Source organism: Bradyrhizobium sp. SZCCHNR1002 (genome assembly GCF_032381435.1).
GTDB lineage: Bacteria > Pseudomonadota > Alphaproteobacteria > Rhizobiales > Xanthobacteraceae > Bradyrhizobium > Bradyrhizobium aeschynomenes.
This window is the reverse complement of record NZ_JAUHIS010000001.1, coordinates 2,362,445-2,376,419: the sequence shown is the minus strand read 5'-3', so window position 1 is coordinate 2,376,419 and position 13,975 is coordinate 2,362,445. Positions and strand designations below refer to the sequence as shown.

At 64.6% G+C, this 13,975-nt stretch carries 16 protein-coding genes; 7 read left to right on the top strand and 9 right to left on the bottom strand.

From position 1 onward, the window contains the following. The first annotated feature begins 14 nt into the window (after window positions 1–14). The 3 genes from QX108_RS10535 to QX108_RS10525 are packed head-to-tail and all read left to right on the top strand — an operon-like array spanning window position 15 to window position 2,402. A complete protein-coding gene (locus tag QX108_RS10535; RefSeq protein ID WP_315781716.1) occupies window positions 15–1,172 on the top strand; it encodes an alpha-D-ribose 1-methylphosphonate 5-triphosphate diphosphatase in 1,158 nt (385 codons plus the stop codon). Further along, entirely contained in the window at window positions 1,169–1,813 is a 645-nt protein-coding gene (phnN, locus tag QX108_RS10530; protein WP_315781714.1) for a phosphonate metabolism protein/1,5-bisphosphokinase (PRPP-forming) PhnN, read from the top strand. The genes QX108_RS10535 and phnN overlap by 4 nt, the downstream gene beginning before the upstream one ends. Further along, complete coding sequence (locus tag QX108_RS10525) at window positions 1,791–2,402, top strand: pyridoxamine 5'-phosphate oxidase family protein (RefSeq protein ID WP_315781712.1); 612 nt, start codon at window positions 1,791–1,793, stop codon at window positions 2,400–2,402. Before phnN ends, QX108_RS10525 begins: the two co-directional genes overlap by 23 nt. Window positions 2,403–2,436: 34 nt before the next feature. Here QX108_RS10525 and QX108_RS10520 read toward each other — a convergent pair whose 3' ends face one another. From QX108_RS10520 to QX108_RS10505, 4 genes are all read right to left on the bottom strand, one after another. Beyond that, window positions 2,437–2,658, bottom strand: coding sequence for a hypothetical protein (locus tag QX108_RS10520; protein ID WP_172112570.1), 222 nt, complete (start codon window positions 2,656–2,658; stop codon window positions 2,437–2,439). 273 nt (window positions 2,659–2,931) lie between these two features. Then, on the bottom strand, window positions 2,932–3,129 hold the full coding sequence (locus QX108_RS10515; RefSeq protein ID WP_315781710.1) for a hypothetical protein: 198 nt from the start codon (window positions 3,127–3,129) through the stop codon (window positions 2,932–2,934). A gap of 825 nt (window positions 3,130–3,954) precedes the next feature. Continuing rightward, complete coding sequence (locus QX108_RS10510) at window positions 3,955–4,281, bottom strand: multidrug efflux SMR transporter (RefSeq protein ID WP_315721265.1); 327 nt, start codon at window positions 4,279–4,281, stop codon at window positions 3,955–3,957. Window positions 4,282–4,515: 234 nt separating this feature from the next. Next, window positions 4,516–4,776, bottom strand: coding sequence for a hypothetical protein (locus tag QX108_RS10505; protein WP_315721264.1), 261 nt, complete (start codon window positions 4,774–4,776; stop codon window positions 4,516–4,518). Between the two features lie 212 nt (window positions 4,777–4,988). Here QX108_RS10505 and QX108_RS10500 point away from each other — a divergent pair, with 212 nt between their 5' ends. Beyond that, window positions 4,989–5,963 carry a quinone oxidoreductase gene (locus QX108_RS10500; protein WP_315721263.1) on the top strand — a complete coding sequence of 325 codons (975 nt, stop codon included), beginning with the start codon at window positions 4,989–4,991 and terminating at the stop codon, window positions 5,961–5,963. 49 nt (window positions 5,964–6,012) lie between these two features. Here the strand turns inward: QX108_RS10500 and QX108_RS10495 are convergent, their stop codons facing one another. The 3 genes from QX108_RS10495 to QX108_RS10485 form a co-directional block, all read right to left on the bottom strand. After that, a complete protein-coding gene (locus tag QX108_RS10495; RefSeq protein ID WP_315781707.1) occupies window positions 6,013–6,288 on the bottom strand; it encodes a hypothetical protein in 276 nt (91 codons plus the stop codon). A gap of 358 nt (window positions 6,289–6,646) precedes the next feature. Beyond that, on the bottom strand, window positions 6,647–7,642 hold the full coding sequence (locus QX108_RS10490; RefSeq protein ID WP_315781705.1) for a hypothetical protein: 996 nt from the start codon (window positions 7,640–7,642) through the stop codon (window positions 6,647–6,649). A 768-nt stretch (window positions 7,643–8,410) separates the two neighbouring features. Continuing rightward, window positions 8,411–9,028, bottom strand: coding sequence for a helix-turn-helix transcriptional regulator (locus QX108_RS10485; protein ID WP_315721260.1), 618 nt, complete (start codon window positions 9,026–9,028; stop codon window positions 8,411–8,413). A 142-nt stretch (window positions 9,029–9,170) separates the two neighbouring features. Between QX108_RS10485 and QX108_RS10480 the strand changes: the two genes are divergently transcribed. Beyond that, a complete protein-coding gene (locus QX108_RS10480; protein ID WP_315781703.1) occupies window positions 9,171–9,707 on the top strand; it encodes a GcrA family cell cycle regulator in 537 nt (178 codons plus the stop codon). Between the two features lie 54 nt (window positions 9,708–9,761). Continuing rightward, window positions 9,762–10,361 carry a DUF6456 domain-containing protein gene (locus tag QX108_RS10475; protein WP_315721258.1) on the top strand — a complete coding sequence of 200 codons (600 nt, stop codon included), beginning with the start codon at window positions 9,762–9,764 and terminating at the stop codon, window positions 10,359–10,361. A 64-nt stretch (window positions 10,362–10,425) separates the two neighbouring features. On the opposite strand, the gene QX108_RS10470 is transcribed toward QX108_RS10475, so the two are convergent. Beyond that, window positions 10,426–10,782: a hypothetical protein gene (locus QX108_RS10470; RefSeq protein WP_315781701.1), complete on the bottom strand. Its 357-nt coding sequence runs from the start codon at window positions 10,780–10,782 to the stop codon at window positions 10,426–10,428. Window positions 10,783–11,028: 246 nt separating this feature from the next. Between QX108_RS10470 and QX108_RS10465 the strand changes: the two genes are divergently transcribed. After that, the gene (locus tag QX108_RS10465) at window positions 11,029–11,463 is read left to right on the top strand and encodes a hypothetical protein (protein WP_315782248.1); all 435 of its coding nucleotides are present in this window, start codon (window positions 11,029–11,031) and stop codon (window positions 11,461–11,463) included. Window positions 11,464–11,513: 50 nt separating this feature from the next. Here the strand turns inward: QX108_RS10465 and bamA are convergent, their stop codons facing one another. Beyond that, window positions 11,514–13,835 carry an outer membrane protein assembly factor BamA gene (bamA, locus tag QX108_RS10460; protein WP_315781699.1) on the bottom strand — a complete coding sequence of 774 codons (2,322 nt, stop codon included), beginning with the start codon at window positions 13,833–13,835 and terminating at the stop codon, window positions 11,514–11,516. Between the last annotated feature and the right edge of the window lie 140 nt (window positions 13,836–13,975).

Below are 13,975 nucleotides of genomic sequence, written 5' to 3'. Positions count from 1 at the left end.
AGGCACAACAACAGATGAGCGCGAACATGTCCGACACGGTGATAGGCAATGCCAGGCTGGTCCTCGCCGAGAGAGTCATCGAGCAGGGCTGGGTGGCCATCGCAGGTGGCCGCATCGTCGAGCTGGGTGAAGGGGCTGCGCCCGCCGGCAGTCTTGATGCCGAGGGGGATCTGCTCATGCCCGGCCTGATCGAGCTGCATACCGATCATCTCGAGGCGCATTTCGTGCCGCGGCCGAAAGTCTATTGGGATCCCGTTGCCGCGGTGATCTCCTATGATGGGCAGCTGGCGACGGCGGGCATCACGACAGTGCTCGATTCCTTGCGGGTCTGGAGCGAGGAAGGCGCCGAAGGCGTCGACGGCCAGGCCAATGTGCTCGCCGAGGCGATCGCAACCGCGCGCGACGGCCGTCTGTTGCGCGCCGACCATTTCCTGCATCTCCGCTGCGAGGTGCCGATGCCGACCGTTGTCGAGGAGGCGAAGCAGCTGGCTGGCCGGTCCGATGTCCGCTTGATGTCCTTGATGGATCACACGCCCGGGCAGCGGCAGTTTCGTGATGAGGGGAAGCTGCGGGACTATTATCGCGGCAAGAGCGGGGGCAAGACCGACGCCGAGCTCGACGTGATGTTCGAGCGGCGCTTTGCCTATCAAAAAGCCTATGCGGCCTCGAACATGCGCGACATCGTTGCGCTGGCGAAGATCCATGATGTTCCGCTGGCCAGTCATGACGACACCACCGCGGAGAATGTTGCCGACGCGATCAAGGACGGCATCGCCGTGGCGGAGTTTCCAACCACGATGGAGGCGGCGCGGGGGCTTCACGAGGCCGGCATCAGCATCCTGATGGGTGCGCCGAATGTGGTGCGCGGCGGATCGCATTCGGGCAACATCGCCGCGGTCGATCTGGCGCGCGAGGGCCTGCTCGACATTCTCTCATCCGACTACGTGCCTTCGAGCCTGCTGATGGGTGCGCTGCAACTGCCGCAGCGCGTGCCGGCCATCGATCTCGCTGCTGCGGTCCGCACCGTGACCAAGGCTCCCGCCGAGGCGGTGGGTCTTCATGATCGCGGCGAAATTGCCGCCGGCAAGCGCGCTGACCTGATCCGTGTTCATCTGGCTGGTGATCTCGCGGTCGTACGCAGCGCATGGCGCGAAGGATTGCGGGTCGCATGAGCGGAGAGTCCAGCCGATCGGCTGATGGTAGCGAACAGCTGGGGCCGGGCCGGCTCGTGCTCGTCGTCGGGCCGAGCGGAGCGGGCAAGGACACCTTGCTCAATCTGGCGCGAGCCGGATGCGCTGGTGACGATCGCATCGTATTCCCGCAGCGCGTCGTAACCCGCGAAGCGTCGGCATTTGAGGACAATCTCGAGATGAGCGAGGCGGCTTTTCACGAGGCCCTCGCTTCGGGTGCGTTCGCTTTGCATTGGGATGCGCATGGCCACCGCTACGGTGTTCCGCGTGCGATCAGGGACGACATCGCCGCGGGTCGTACCGTCGTCGTGAACGTGTCGCGGATGGTCATCCCGTCGGCGCGGCGCGATTATGCCGATGTCGTCGTCGTGAACATCACGGCGCCGGCGGAGGTGCTCGCGGAACGTCTGGGCAAGCGGCATCGCCCGAGCGATGCCGACATCGGCGAGCGGCTTCATCGGACGGTCAAGGACGACACGGTGGCAGCGGATGTCACCATCGTCAATGTGGGCGATCCGGCTCCGCACGGACGCAGCCTGCTCGATGTGATCAGGGGGGCCGGAGACGGAGCCCTGCCGGGGACAATGGGAGGTACGAACGATGTCGGTCATCACCACGATTGAGCAGCTCGAAGCGATCTATGGCCAGACTGGCATCACTTCGACTGCCAAGGTCGCCGACCGCGTGACTTCGCACTATCGCGTGATGATCGAGACGTCGCCGTTCGTCGCACTCGCGACCTGCGGCCCGGAAGGTCTCGACTGCTCCCCGCGCGGCGATCGCCCCGGCTTTGTCCGCATCCACGATGAGAAGACGCTGATGATGCCCGACCGCCGTGGCAACAATCGCGTCGATTCCTTGCGGAACATCGTGCGTGATCCGCGGATCGGCCTGCTGTTCCTGATTCCGGGATCGGGCAACACGCTGCGTGTGAACGGGCGCGGTTACCTCTCCACGGACGCCGGTCTGCTTGAATCGTTCCGGATGGAGGGCAAGCTGCCGAGGAGTGTCCTCGTCATGACCGTCGACGAGATCTACTTCCAATGCGCCCGAGCGATCGTGCGTGCCGATCTCTGGAACCCCGACAAGCGGGTCGATCCCAGGCAGATCCCGAGTCCCGGACAGATCCTGGCCGCAATGACGGCCGACGCCATCGACGGGGCCGAGTACGACCGCGAGTGGCCCGAGCGCGCGCGCCAGTCGATGTGGTGACGGTCGCTCGCGGCGTGTCGGGCTCGGCGCGTTGTCAAGCGGCCACGTCGAGCAGGCGTGACGAGCCCCGGATCAGCACCTTGCGGCCATCCTGCGTGATGGTTGCGGTGCCGTCATCGATGACCGCAAGTCCGAGGTCAACGAGTTGGCTCACGACCATGCTGTTCAACCGGCGGCGTTCACGCGCGGGAGTGCGGAGCGCCTTCAGCATCTCCCATTGATCCGGCGTGAGCTCGTGATCGAAGTCCGCGTTCATGTTGCCTCGTAGCCTTGTTGTCGCGCACACGTCTTAGGTAAACAGCGTGACGAAGATGCGACCGCCATGCATCCGTAGTGATACGGCTCATGTCATTACGCGCGAAGGACGCCGCGTTTAATTCAATTTTGAATGATCCGCAATTTGCATTGCGGCGCTCACGAACTCTGCGCAGAGCAACATGCAGCTGGCGTGTGGTCAATGGGCAATTAAGGCGGGCGCTGCGTGATCCAGAGTAACGCAGCTGTCACATCAGCGTGTCACACGGCGCCATCATCCCGCTCGAATCAGCCGGCGCGAACTGCGCGGCGCGAGATCCGTTGAATGGCTGTGCTGAACGACGATCTGACGCCGCGCCTGAGCCGCAGGACGTGGATCCGTGGTCTGGGGGGATTGGCATTGAGCATCTCGATCGCCGCGATCGCGGTCGTCGTGCTGATGCGGGCGCTCAAGAAGCTCGATGTCGGTCATGTCGTATCGATCGCGCAGGCGACCGATCACAAGCTCATCGTTCTCGCGTTGGCGCTGATCGCGCTCTCCTACGCCAGCCTGACGCTCTATGATCTCTTCGCGCTACGCACGATCGGCCGCGCCGACATTCCGTTTCGCGCAGCTGCTGTCGGCAGCTTTACCAGCTATCCGATTGCGCATGGCATCGGTGTGGTGGCCCTGATTTCCCCGCTGGTGCGCTACCGGATCTATGCGCCGTATCGACTGAGCGCGATCGACATTGCCAATATCAGCTTTCTCACGGGGTTGACGTTCTGGCTCGGCAATCTGACCGCACTTGGTCTGAGCCTGATGATCGATCCAGATGCCTTCGGCTGGGTTGAATACTGGCCGCCGACGCTGAATCGGCTGATCGCGGCGGCGCTGCTGGCTGGCGTGCTCGCTTTCGTTGTCTGGAGCTGGCCGGGGCGTCGTAGCCTCCGATGGCCGGTCCGCCTGCCGTCGGGGTCGGCGGTGCTGCTGCAGATCCTGATCGGACTGTTCGATCTCAGCACGGCCGCGCTCGCAATGTATGTGCTGCTGCCGGCCGAACTCGGCATCGACGTGATGCGGTTGATCGCGGTCTTCATAGCCGCAACCCTGCTTGGATTTGCCAGCCACGCGCCCGCGGGCATCGGCGTATTCGATGCGACCATCCTGCTCGGCCTCGGCGGCAATGGTCAGGAGAAGCTGCTCGCGGCGCTGCTGATCTTTCGCATTCTCTACCATCTGCTTCCGTTCGTGCTGTCGCTCGCTCTGTTCGGCATGATCGAGCTCGGCCGGAGTCGGCGGACCATGCCTGGGCGATCAGACCGGCGAGTTCAACTTGAGTCCGACCATGCCGGCGATGATCAGCGTCAGGCAGAGCAGTCGCATCGGATCGGCCGGCTCGCTGTAGACAATCATGCCGACGATGATGCTCCCTGCGGCGCCGATCCCGGTCCATACCGCGTAGGCGGTGCCAAAGGGCAGTGATCGCAAGGCGAACGACATCATTGCGAAGCTGAGCAGGATCGCAACCCCCGTGCCCAGGCTGGGCCAGAACCGCGTCAGCCCGTCGGAATGCTTGAGACCGAGCGCCCAGATGATCTCGAGCAGTCCTGCGGCGAGAAGCGCGAGCCAGCCGCTTGTCATGACGGTGTGCTTTCCGCCCACGCAAGGCGTCGTGCGACGATATGTCGTGGCGGGTTCGCTCTCGTCGACGGCTGAGCAACCGCAACCAATCGTCTGGGCATTCTCGGCTCCGCGGTCCGAATGCCATCCATCTGCAATCTTTGCACGACGTGCATATGACGGAGTCAGCCACTGACGACGCATAGGACGCGGCGGCGGCCATGTCGCGGTGGTGATCAGTTCAGCCGGTTTGCGTCACCTCTCTTGCATCATTGTGAAGACGATCCCGGTCATTGTGGCGCCCACCGCAAATGCCAGCGTGAACGTGCCGACGAGAACGGTGAAGGTCAGGTGCGGATCGCCGCTGCGGGCGATCAGGGGCGAAATCCCGAAAGCATCGACCTGGGTCAGCGCAAAGGCGAAGCCGAGACCGAGCGCGGTGCCCATGAAGGTGTGACAGGCGAGCTCGATCAGGATGGCCGGGCTGACCACTGCGCTGCGTTTTTTGGGCGGCATTGGACTGTCCTCCGCTATCGCCCGTGAACGCTGGAGCGGCGAGCGTTGTTCCTGTGGGCGGGGGCGCCTTGAAGCGATTGCCAAGCGGCGGCGGGAGCGGCTACCAAATCATCCAGGTCTCAGTCGCACATGATGAAGATGCCCGTGCACGTAGAACAGCCGCGCCGGAGCGGTGCGACCTCCGGGCGTCAGACAGGGAGGATGAACGTCACATGACGAATGCCATTCGTTTCCACAAGACCGGTGGTCCCGAGGTCCTCAGCTGGGAGCAGGTCGAGGTCGGCAAGCCTGGCCCGGGTGAGGCGCGCATCCGCCACACGGCGGTCGGGCTCAATTTCATCGACATCTACAATCGGTCGGGCCTCTATCCCGTCCAGCTGCCCAGCGGCCTGGGAAGCGAGGGCGCCGGCGTGATCGAGGAAGTCGGCGAGGGGGTTACGGACCTGAAGGTCGGAGATCGGGTCGCCTATGGCTCGTCGCCGCTCGGCGCCTATTCCGAGGCGCGGCTGATGCCGGCGGCGCTGCTGCTGAAGCTGCCGGACGAGATCGACGACAAGACGGCTGCCGCGATGATGCTCAAGGGCCTCACCGCCCAGTACCTGATCCGCCAGACCTACCGGGTCAAGGCCGGCGAGACCATTCTGCTGCATGCGGCCGCCGGCGGGGTCGGGCTCATCCTCAGCCAGTGGGCCAAGCATCTGGGTGTTACCGTCATCGGCACGGTCTCCAGCGACGACAAGGCGGAACTGGCGAGGGCGCATGGCTGTGCGCATACGATCGTCTATTCCCGCGAGGACTTCGTTGCCCGCGTGAACGAGATCACCGGCGGCAAGAAGGTGCCGGTGGTCTATGATTCCGTCGGCAAGGACACGTTCCTAAAATCGCTCGATTGCCTCGCGCCGCTCGGCTATGCGGTGCTGTTCGGCCAGTCCTCCGGCACGGTCGATCCGCTCAACCTCGGGCTTCTCGCTCAAAAGGGCTCGCTGTTCGTGACCCGGCCCACGCTGTTCACCTACGCGGCCAAACGCGAGAGTCTGGTTGCGATGGCCAACGAGCTGTTCGACGTCGTCAAGTCCGGCGCGGTGAAGATCGAGGTCAACCAGACCTATCCGCTGAAGGAGGCGGCCCGGGCTCACGCTGATCTTGCGGCGCGCAAGACGACCGGCTCGACCGTCTTTCTGGTGTGATCTGGCGTCCATCCGGTCGCCGGATCCGACACGGGCCGGCGCGGTCGGATCAGACCTGCTCATGCTTGCGCAGGTCGCGGAGGTGATCGAACCGGGCGGCCTGCAGGTTGGCGTCCCGCCCATCGATCTTGGGCAGGGCGGCTTCGGACATGATGTCGGCGGTGATGTCGGCAACCGACCGGTCGACGATCTCGTGGATGAAGCTGATGTTCGAATATTCGCCCGACGCGATGCGTGCAACGACGTCGCGCCGGGTCATTTCAGGATCGACCACGGCCTCGCGTCCGCGCCGGCCATAGTCGATCATCACGACGAAATACTGCATGGAGTGCCGGTTCGCCTTCGGCTGACTATGATCGCTCCACTATTTCGTTAAATCAGAATTTTGTCAAGGCTTGATTCGGTCCGGATGCAGGGTCCCTCCCGGGGGAGGGTGACCTCGCTGCTTCGAACTGAGATTGAGTCACTAGCTTTGTCAGGAAGGAGGTCATCATGCACTTGCCCAAATTGCTCAGTCCGTCTTCGCCGTCCTCGCTCTCTCCTCCACCCTCGCCTCAGCCGAGTCCATCCCGAGCCTGCGCGGCCATGACCACACCGGAATCAGCCGCAGATAAAGTCCAGGCGATGTAACGGGGCGTGCGGAAGCATGTTCCCGCACGCCATCAAGACCGCGCCATCGCGCATCACTGCACGTTGAACGTCGCGCCGGGACATTCGGTGGTCACGCTGATCGGGATCGCCTGCGCCGCCGCCGCGGTCGGCTTCGGCTTCGCAACCACCTTCCAGCGGCCGGGCTTGTTCAGCCAGTATCTGTGCCTCGATGTCGCAATGCGGCGCTCGGTATAGGTCGTGCCCTTCCAGATCAAGGGGCCCTTCGGCTTCGGTGCCGCGACCTCATGCCATGGTCCGAACTCGCCGAAGTCCATGAACCACAGATGCCATTCGAGCTTCTGATACTCATGGTGGGACGCGACCACCTCGACGATGGGGCGGCCGTTCAGCCACGACACCTCGTCCTCGAGCGGCTTGATCTGCTGGCAACGGGTATGCAACGGCTCCTGAACGCGAAGCAGATCGTCTCGCTGGCTTTGCGTGAGCATCGCCGAACTGACGGGCAGTCCCACGTTCGGATCATCGGCCGGATATGAGCAGATCGGCACCGTCGGCGGCCCCTGGCCCGTCCAGGGATTGTTGCTGCAATAGACGCGCCTCGTCACCGACGAAATGCCGGTGGTCGCCGTTTCCTCCGCCTTTCCGGTTTCCCGGTCCCAGACACCGCTGAACGTCGTCTTTTGATTCGGCGGACAGGCCACGGTCTTGTGGGCCGTCCACCAGTGCGAAACCTCGAATTCATAGTACGAGTAGCGCGGCTCCGGATACAGCACGGCTCTGACGCTGGTCAGCGCGTGGTGCGCTTCGCACGCCGTTCCATAGGTATCCAGCCAGCACACGAGGTGGAAATTTTCGTTCGGCCAGCATCCCGCACGCGCCGACGACGTGAAGCCGAGTGCGGCGATCACCAAGGTAAAGGCAAGAAGATATCTCCGCATGGCGTTTCCCATGATGGCGTTTCTCCCATTTCCTGCCTGTGCAGCCACAGGTTGACGACGAGTTTGCTCCGGCGCGGCGCCTGGTCCTTGATCGGGATCAATCCGCTTGCGCGACATCGTCAGCGCCATGGACATCCCGGTCGGCAGTCGGAGGCGGCGTCGCGCTCGTCGGGCAAATCAGGGGCGACGCGCCCGCTCGATGGTCCGTTTCATGGCGTCCGATCGTCTGCAGAGGACGTGTGCGGAAACGCTTGTTTCGGGCGAGGCTTCAGCGCATTGCTCCGATCCGCCCCGCCGGACCGAAAAAATCTTCTTTCTCTTTTTCGGAATTCGTGATTGTCTAGACGCATCCCGCCTCATGGAGAAGGGCGTATCGCGGTCGTCACGACACGTGGAGGCGGGGAGTGATGGGCGAGCCGGTTTGCAGCGTGGTCATTCGCGCCGACGAACAACACCGGCTCGTACGGTCAAGTCGCGCGGTCCTGATACTCCGATGCCGGTATCAAGCCTGCGCCGGCGCTGACAGCGCCGCGTGGGTGACGGTGACCAACAAGCCCGGCGCACCGGGGAGAACGCGAAGCAGCCGTGAAAACCATCGCGCAGGGAGGGCCGGATCGTTCCGGCTGGACCTGTGGTACCTGCCGCCTGCATTTTTTTGAGCAGGCGGGCCACGGGCCTCAGTCGAGGTCCGGCCTTCCCTGCACCCTCTCGTTTGAAGAGGGTGAGACCACTGTATCACTCGGACGCCTGGGCGCCGCGAGGCTATGGACGCACATCCCCCATATGTCGCTCAGAACTGTTGATCACGACGGCGCCACAGGCGCGCTGCCTACCCTCCCCTGGAGGGAGGGGATGCAGGGGAAGCGCCTCGACCGCCCCTGCATCCGGCCTCGAGTCTTACTTGTTTGCCGCGCGGGCGCGGGACTTGGCGGCCGCCTTGGCGCGGATCCGCGAGATCTGGCCGCGTGGCAGGGTGACGAAGATCTCGCCGATCCAGTCCAGCTTGACGCCGACGATCGGCTTGGCGTTGAAGCTCTTGAGATTGACGACGGATGGCGATTTGCCGCGCTCGATGGTCTTCAGGTAGCGCTCGCCGGACTTGAGGCGCACCACAGCCTCCTCGCCGTAGAAGCTCGACAGCGGGTGGCGCTGCTCGCGGTAGACGACGATGACGTCGCCATTCTCGTATTTCGGCAGCATCGAATCACCCGACACCTCGAAAGCAATCGTCTCCTCGGAGATCGGGAAGGGCAGGGCGACCTCGCCCAGGCCCTCGAGCGGCACCTGCTCGTAATCCGGCTCGATCACCGAGCCGGCGCCGACCCGCCCCATGACGGGAACCGAATTCAGCTCCAGATACTCCGTGATCAGGGGGATCTCGGCGGCTTTGATCAGGCGCTGGCCTCCGAGGATCTCGGAGACGGCGCCGGGGCGCACGCCCATGGCACGGGCGAGCCCTCCTTTGGTCTTTCCTGGCTTCTCGAGTGCACGCTCGATCATGGCGACGTCCAACATGGCTTTGACCTCTTTTGCGAATCTCGGAAAGGAGTATATGTTTCGAATAATCAGAACTCAAGCTTGACTTTTCATTCGGAATAACGGAAAAAGAGGCGTCGGGCAAGCCCCAACGGCCCCCGACCCGAAGGAAGAGGCGAGAATGCAGTCCACCGATTGGCCAGATCCACACTCCAAGGTGCTTTGCGAGCTCCATGCCAGGGGGCTCTCCTATGCCGCGATCGCGCGCGCCCTCAATGCGCAGTTCGGGACGGCCTATACGCGCAATGCGACGCTCGGCCGCGGCAAGCGGATGGGGCTCGTCGCTGCGGCCGCCCCGACATCCCCGCGCGCCCAGGCCCGGCCGATGTCTGTGTCGGCCGGAGGCCGGCGGCGGAGCCCGCAGGCCGCTGCTGGGCCGATGGCGCTGCCACCGCCGCCGAAACCCGCCGCGGCGGTCCGACTGCGCTCGGTCGGCATCAGCCCGCGGCTGCTTTCGCTCGACCAGCTCGGCACCAATGACTGCCGCTACCCCTACGGCGGCGACCGGGACGACGACCCGATCACGTTCTGTGGCCATCCGCGGCAACCCGGGTCCTGCTACTGCACGCCGCACCACCATCTGACGCGGACCCCCCCTGAAGAGACCGCTGCGCGTCCGGCCGGGCGCCTGACCCTGCGGCTCGTCGCAGCTGCGTAAGCCCGGCGTTTCGCCGACCAAACCTGCTTCCATTCCATTTTCCGGAGACGAGACATGGCGCGCCCCCGACGCAGCAAGCCCCACCGCATGCCCAAGACCCATGACCGCCGCGCGCACGATCTGCCGCGCAATGCGGACGTGGTCCCGGTCGAGATCGACGATCCGCTGGCCCTCGAGCCGGGCGAGAAGATCGTCGCGCTGCGCTCGGTCCGCAACGATCCGCTGGGCCGGCTGCATGCGCACAAGCAGCTCGACGACGCTCAATACCGTGCCGGGCGGGCGTTCCAGAACGATTGGGAGCGGGCGGAGCGGGGCCCACAGGCGATCGATCCGTCGCGCGAGCATGTCGACGGCGCCCGAGGGCGCGAGCCGGTCACCGAGGGTCAGCGACAGGCCGTGTTGCGGCTGAACCGGGCCGAGCGCGAGCTCGGAGCCGATGGCGCGGCGATCACCCACGACGTCCTGGTGCACGGCCTCACGATGGAGCAGGTCGGCCAGAAGCGCGGTCTCGCCAGCCAGCGCTGGAACGACTATTTTGCCCGCCGCTTCAAGGAATGCCTGGATCGGCTGGCGCTGGTCTATGGCTTTTCCACAGATCGTATCCCCCGAAAATACGATCAGCCGGTCCGAGCGAGCCGTCCGACGCAGACCTGACGCGGCGTGGCCGGCGCTCGCGTCTCATCGGGAGGCGCGAACGCTGGCCGGCGCCCCGTTCCGCTCACGGATGCGGTGCAACCGCATAGGTCGTGCTGTACGGCTCGACCCGCAACGACGCATGGGACAACAGGCCGATCTTGGCCGACGGCGTCATCTGCAGCTCGCCGTTCGGGCCGCGGTGGACATTGTACTGCCAGGCCGTGAGGTCTCCCTTTTGCGCCAAAGCGTGCGCCACCGCGCTGGCGTCGTTGCCGCCGATCGCGGTCAGCTCATCGCCGTTGAGGCCGATGACGATCTCGTCCTTGACGGTCACGACCTTGAACAACGAGGTCCTGCCTTCCCCGGCCGCCGCCATCGACGAAGTCGCGACGAAAAGTGCAAGGGAGCCGAAAATCGCGCGTGTCAGTCCGGAAGCCATGGAATCTCCTGTCCGCCTCGTTCGAATGGTCGTGAGCGTGCAGGCATTGGTTTGTCGCAACCGCCCGCCGGTTCGCGAAAAAATTGATGCGGTCGAGATTGAACCCGGCTGCGAGACGCTGCGTCTAACGCCCCATCGGGGTCACGCGAGCTTCGGTGCACCCGGCCGGCTCGTGTCGTTGATTCAGGTCAAGCAGTTCGTGCTGGAGTGTTGTATCCGTCACGGACGAAGAGACGGGGGATGCCCATGTTCATCGGTCGATACCTGTTCCGTTCACCCCGCGCGACAATCGCGTTTGCAGCCGCCGCGGCAACGATCCTCATGACAAGCCCGCCTGCGCCGGCTTTCGCGCAGCCGGCGTCCCCGGCCAGCAAGCATGCGGTCGTGACGGCGGCTGTCGGCGACGCGACCGATCTCAGCGCCCGTCGCCGGCATCGCCGCGTCTACAGGGGCAATCCGGCCGCCGGCCTTGCCATCATGGGCGCGATGATCGGGACCTTCGGTGCGATCGCCGCCGCGCATCAGCATGACGACTACTATTACTACGAGCCAGGCTACTATCCCGGGCCTGGCTATTATGGGCCGCCGCAGGTCTACTACGCACCTCGGCCGCACTATGTCCGTCCGTATTACGGCCATCCGTATTACGGTCCGCGGGTGCACTACTATCACCCCTACTGAGGTCGACCCGGCTGGACGACCGTCACGTCGCCGCCGGGAGCCAGCCCGTGCTAGAAGCCGCCTGCGCTGAAGCGCAGCGGCTGCACGACGTCGTAGGCAGCCTTGCTGATCGGCACCGCGTAGTCGACGGTGAGTGGCCCGAACGGCGAGGCCCAGGTCATGCCGACGCCGACCGAGGAGCGCAGAACGTTCTTGTTGGCGACCTGGACGTTCTGGGTCGGACCGCGATAGCCGAACACGGTGCCGGCATCGACGAAGGCCGACGCGCGCAAGCCGTATTCCTGGGGCAAACCCGGAATGTTGCTCTGCAGCTCCGCCGTGGTCGCCCAGTAGGAGTTGCCGCCGACATTGTCCATCGTCGATCCCGGTGTGAGGTCACGCGGTCCGAAGCCGCCCGGCGCAAAGCCACGCACCATCGTGGGACCGCCGAAGAAGCTGTTGAGCAGCGGCGCCTGCTGCCCGCCCCATCCCGTGACGTAGCCGCCCTGGGCGCGGACCATGCCGGTCAGATCGCTGTTGATGGACCGGTAGTAGCGGACATCGGCGGTGGTGCGAAGGAAACGGACGTCACCACCGAGGCCGGCGAGATCCTGGCTCAGCTGAGAGCGGATGCCGCTGGTTGGTATCTTGGTGTTGTCGAGCGTGCTGTAGGTGACGGTGTTGCCGAGCTGGGACACCGTCTGGCGTCCTGCCGCGACGGCCTGCCGGACCGGCAGGGAGACGGCTGCCGGCGACAGCCCGGGGGCGAGCACGACCTTCTGATCGTAGAGCGAATAGCGCCACAGCATGGCCGTCTGCTCGCTGACCGGCATGCCCAGAGTGAGCGCGCCGCCATAGGTATTGTTGCCGAACGATTGGAACGTGCTCGCCATGCTCTGCCGCGCGAACAATTCGACGCCGGGCGTGGTTCGGCCGATCGCGTAGGGCGATGTGAAGGACAAGGTGGCGCCGCGCGCGAACTGTCCGTATGTGAATGCCGCCTGTGCCGTATTGCCGGTGCCGAGCACGTTGCGGTCGCCGATCTTGACCTCGGTGAGCAGGCCGTCGGTGGATGAATAGCCGCCGGAGACGTTGAAATCACCGGTCGGCTGGTCGATCGCCTCCACGTCCAGCACCACGCGATCCCGGACCGAGCCGGGCCGCGTTGTGATCTTGACGGACTTGAAGTAGTTGAGGCTGCGCAGCCGCCGTTCGGCGCGATCGACCAGGATCCTGTTGTAGGCATCGCCCTCGCCGATGTCGAACTCGCGGCGGATCACGTCGTCGCGCGTATTCTTGTTGCCGTGGATCTCGATGCGCTCGACATAGCTGCGCCGTCCTTGCTCGATCTGGAAGCTGATGTCGGCCACGCGGGCCTGCGCGTTGCGGGCGGTGCGCGGCTCGACTTGGGCGAACGGAAAACCGAGCTTGCCCAGCTCTGTCGTCAGGGCTTCGGTCGTCTTGTCGATCTTGCTCTCGTCGAACGTGTCGCCTTGCTGCGCAACCAACAGCGGTCGCAGGCGGTCGCAGGACAGCCCCTGCACGTTGCAGGAGACATCGATCGCGCCGAATTTGTAGAGTCCGCCTTCCTCGACCGCAAAGACGAGGTTGTAGCCGCTGCTCGCCGCGTCATAGTCGACGCTCACATTCGAGATCTCGGCATCGGCATAGCCATGGCTGCGGTAGTATTGCCGCAGCAGCTCGCGATCCTCATTGACGCGGTCGGCATCATAGACATTGCCGCCGATCACGAAGCTGAGCGGGTTGGTCGCGGCGGTCTTGATCACCGCACGCAATTGCCGCGCGCCATAGGCGTTGTTGCCGACGAAGCTGATCGTGCGCACCGGCGTCTTCTTGCCTTCGGTGATGGTGAAGACCAGGTCGACACGGTCATTGCCGCGGTCGATGATCTCGGGAACGACACGGACGTCGTCGCGTCCGACCCGGTGATAGGCCTGGAGGATGCGGGCCACGTCGCCCTGCACGGTCGCGCGCTGCAGGCCTGCCCGTGGCTTCGACAGCACCACGCCTGTGAGGTCGGCATCCTTCACCTTCTTGTTACCTTCGAACGCGACGCGATCGAGGACTTTTGCTTCCGTCAGCCGCACGACGATCCGGCCCTCGGCGCGGCCGATCTTCACATCGTCGAAGAGACCGGTGGCGACCAGAGCCTTGAGGCCGGCGTCCAGCGCGGCCGCGTCGTAGCGACCGTCGGCGCCAGGATGAAAATAGGACCGCACCGTCTGGGCATCGACGCGCCGATTGCCCTGTACCGCAACGGCCTCTGCAGATGCTGCGATCACGGGAGACGTCAGCACGGACAGCGCCGCAACGAGCATCGCGATTGGTCGCGGTCTGCTGATGCGCGAGTGACCCCGGTTCCGGGCGGTCATGATGTGCGCTCCTGCCTGCTCGTCATCGCCGTGATGCAAGAGCCGGTGGACGGCCAAATCATGTCGGGGCTGTGGAGACTTGTTGGCCTGCGATCACGCCTGCGAAGGGTGGGCCGGAGGAACCGGGGGTGGTCGCAGAA

Bases quoted from the DNA above. Each gene is read 5' to 3' on its own strand.
- QX108_RS10535 (WP_315781716.1), top strand. From the start codon at position 15: ATGAGCGCGAACATGTCCGACACGGTGATAGGCAATGCCAGGCTGGTC.
- phnN (WP_315781714.1), top strand. From the start codon at position 1,169: ATGAGCGGAGAGTCCAGCCGATCGGCTGATGGTAGCGAACAGCTGGGG.
- QX108_RS10525 (WP_315781712.1), top strand. From the start codon at position 1,791: ATGTCGGTCATCACCACGATTGAGCAGCTCGAAGCGATCTATGGCCAG.
- QX108_RS10520 (WP_172112570.1), bottom strand. From the start codon at position 2,658: ATGAACGCGGACTTCGATCACGAGCTCACGCCGGATCAATGGGAGATG.
- QX108_RS10515 (WP_315781710.1), bottom strand. From the start codon at position 3,129: ATGACCGACATCGAGCTTCTTGAGCGCCCGCATCAGCACGACGACCGC.
- QX108_RS10510 (WP_315721265.1), bottom strand. From the start codon at position 4,281: ATGACAAGCGGCTGGCTCGCGCTTCTCGCCGCAGGACTGCTCGAGATC.
- QX108_RS10505 (WP_315721264.1), bottom strand. From the start codon at position 4,776: ATGCCGCCCAAAAAACGCAGCGCAGTGGTCAGCCCGGCCATCCTGATC.
- QX108_RS10500 (WP_315721263.1), top strand. From the start codon at position 4,989: ATGACGAATGCCATTCGTTTCCACAAGACCGGTGGTCCCGAGGTCCTC.
- QX108_RS10495 (WP_315781707.1), bottom strand. From the start codon at position 6,288: ATGCAGTATTTCGTCGTGATGATCGACTATGGCCGGCGCGGACGCGAG.
- QX108_RS10490 (WP_315781705.1), bottom strand. From the start codon at position 7,642: ATGGCGCTGACGATGTCGCGCAAGCGGATTGATCCCGATCAAGGACCA.
- QX108_RS10485 (WP_315721260.1), bottom strand. From the start codon at position 9,028: ATGTTGGACGTCGCCATGATCGAGCGTGCACTCGAGAAGCCAGGAAAG.
- QX108_RS10480 (WP_315781703.1), top strand. From the start codon at position 9,171: ATGCAGTCCACCGATTGGCCAGATCCACACTCCAAGGTGCTTTGCGAG.
- QX108_RS10475 (WP_315721258.1), top strand. From the start codon at position 9,762: ATGGCGCGCCCCCGACGCAGCAAGCCCCACCGCATGCCCAAGACCCAT.
- QX108_RS10470 (WP_315781701.1), bottom strand. From the start codon at position 10,782: ATGGCTTCCGGACTGACACGCGCGATTTTCGGCTCCCTTGCACTTTTC.
- QX108_RS10465 (WP_315782248.1), top strand. From the start codon at position 11,029: ATGTTCATCGGTCGATACCTGTTCCGTTCACCCCGCGCGACAATCGCG.
- bamA (WP_315781699.1), bottom strand. From the start codon at position 13,835: ATGACCGCCCGGAACCGGGGTCACTCGCGCATCAGCAGACCGCGACCA.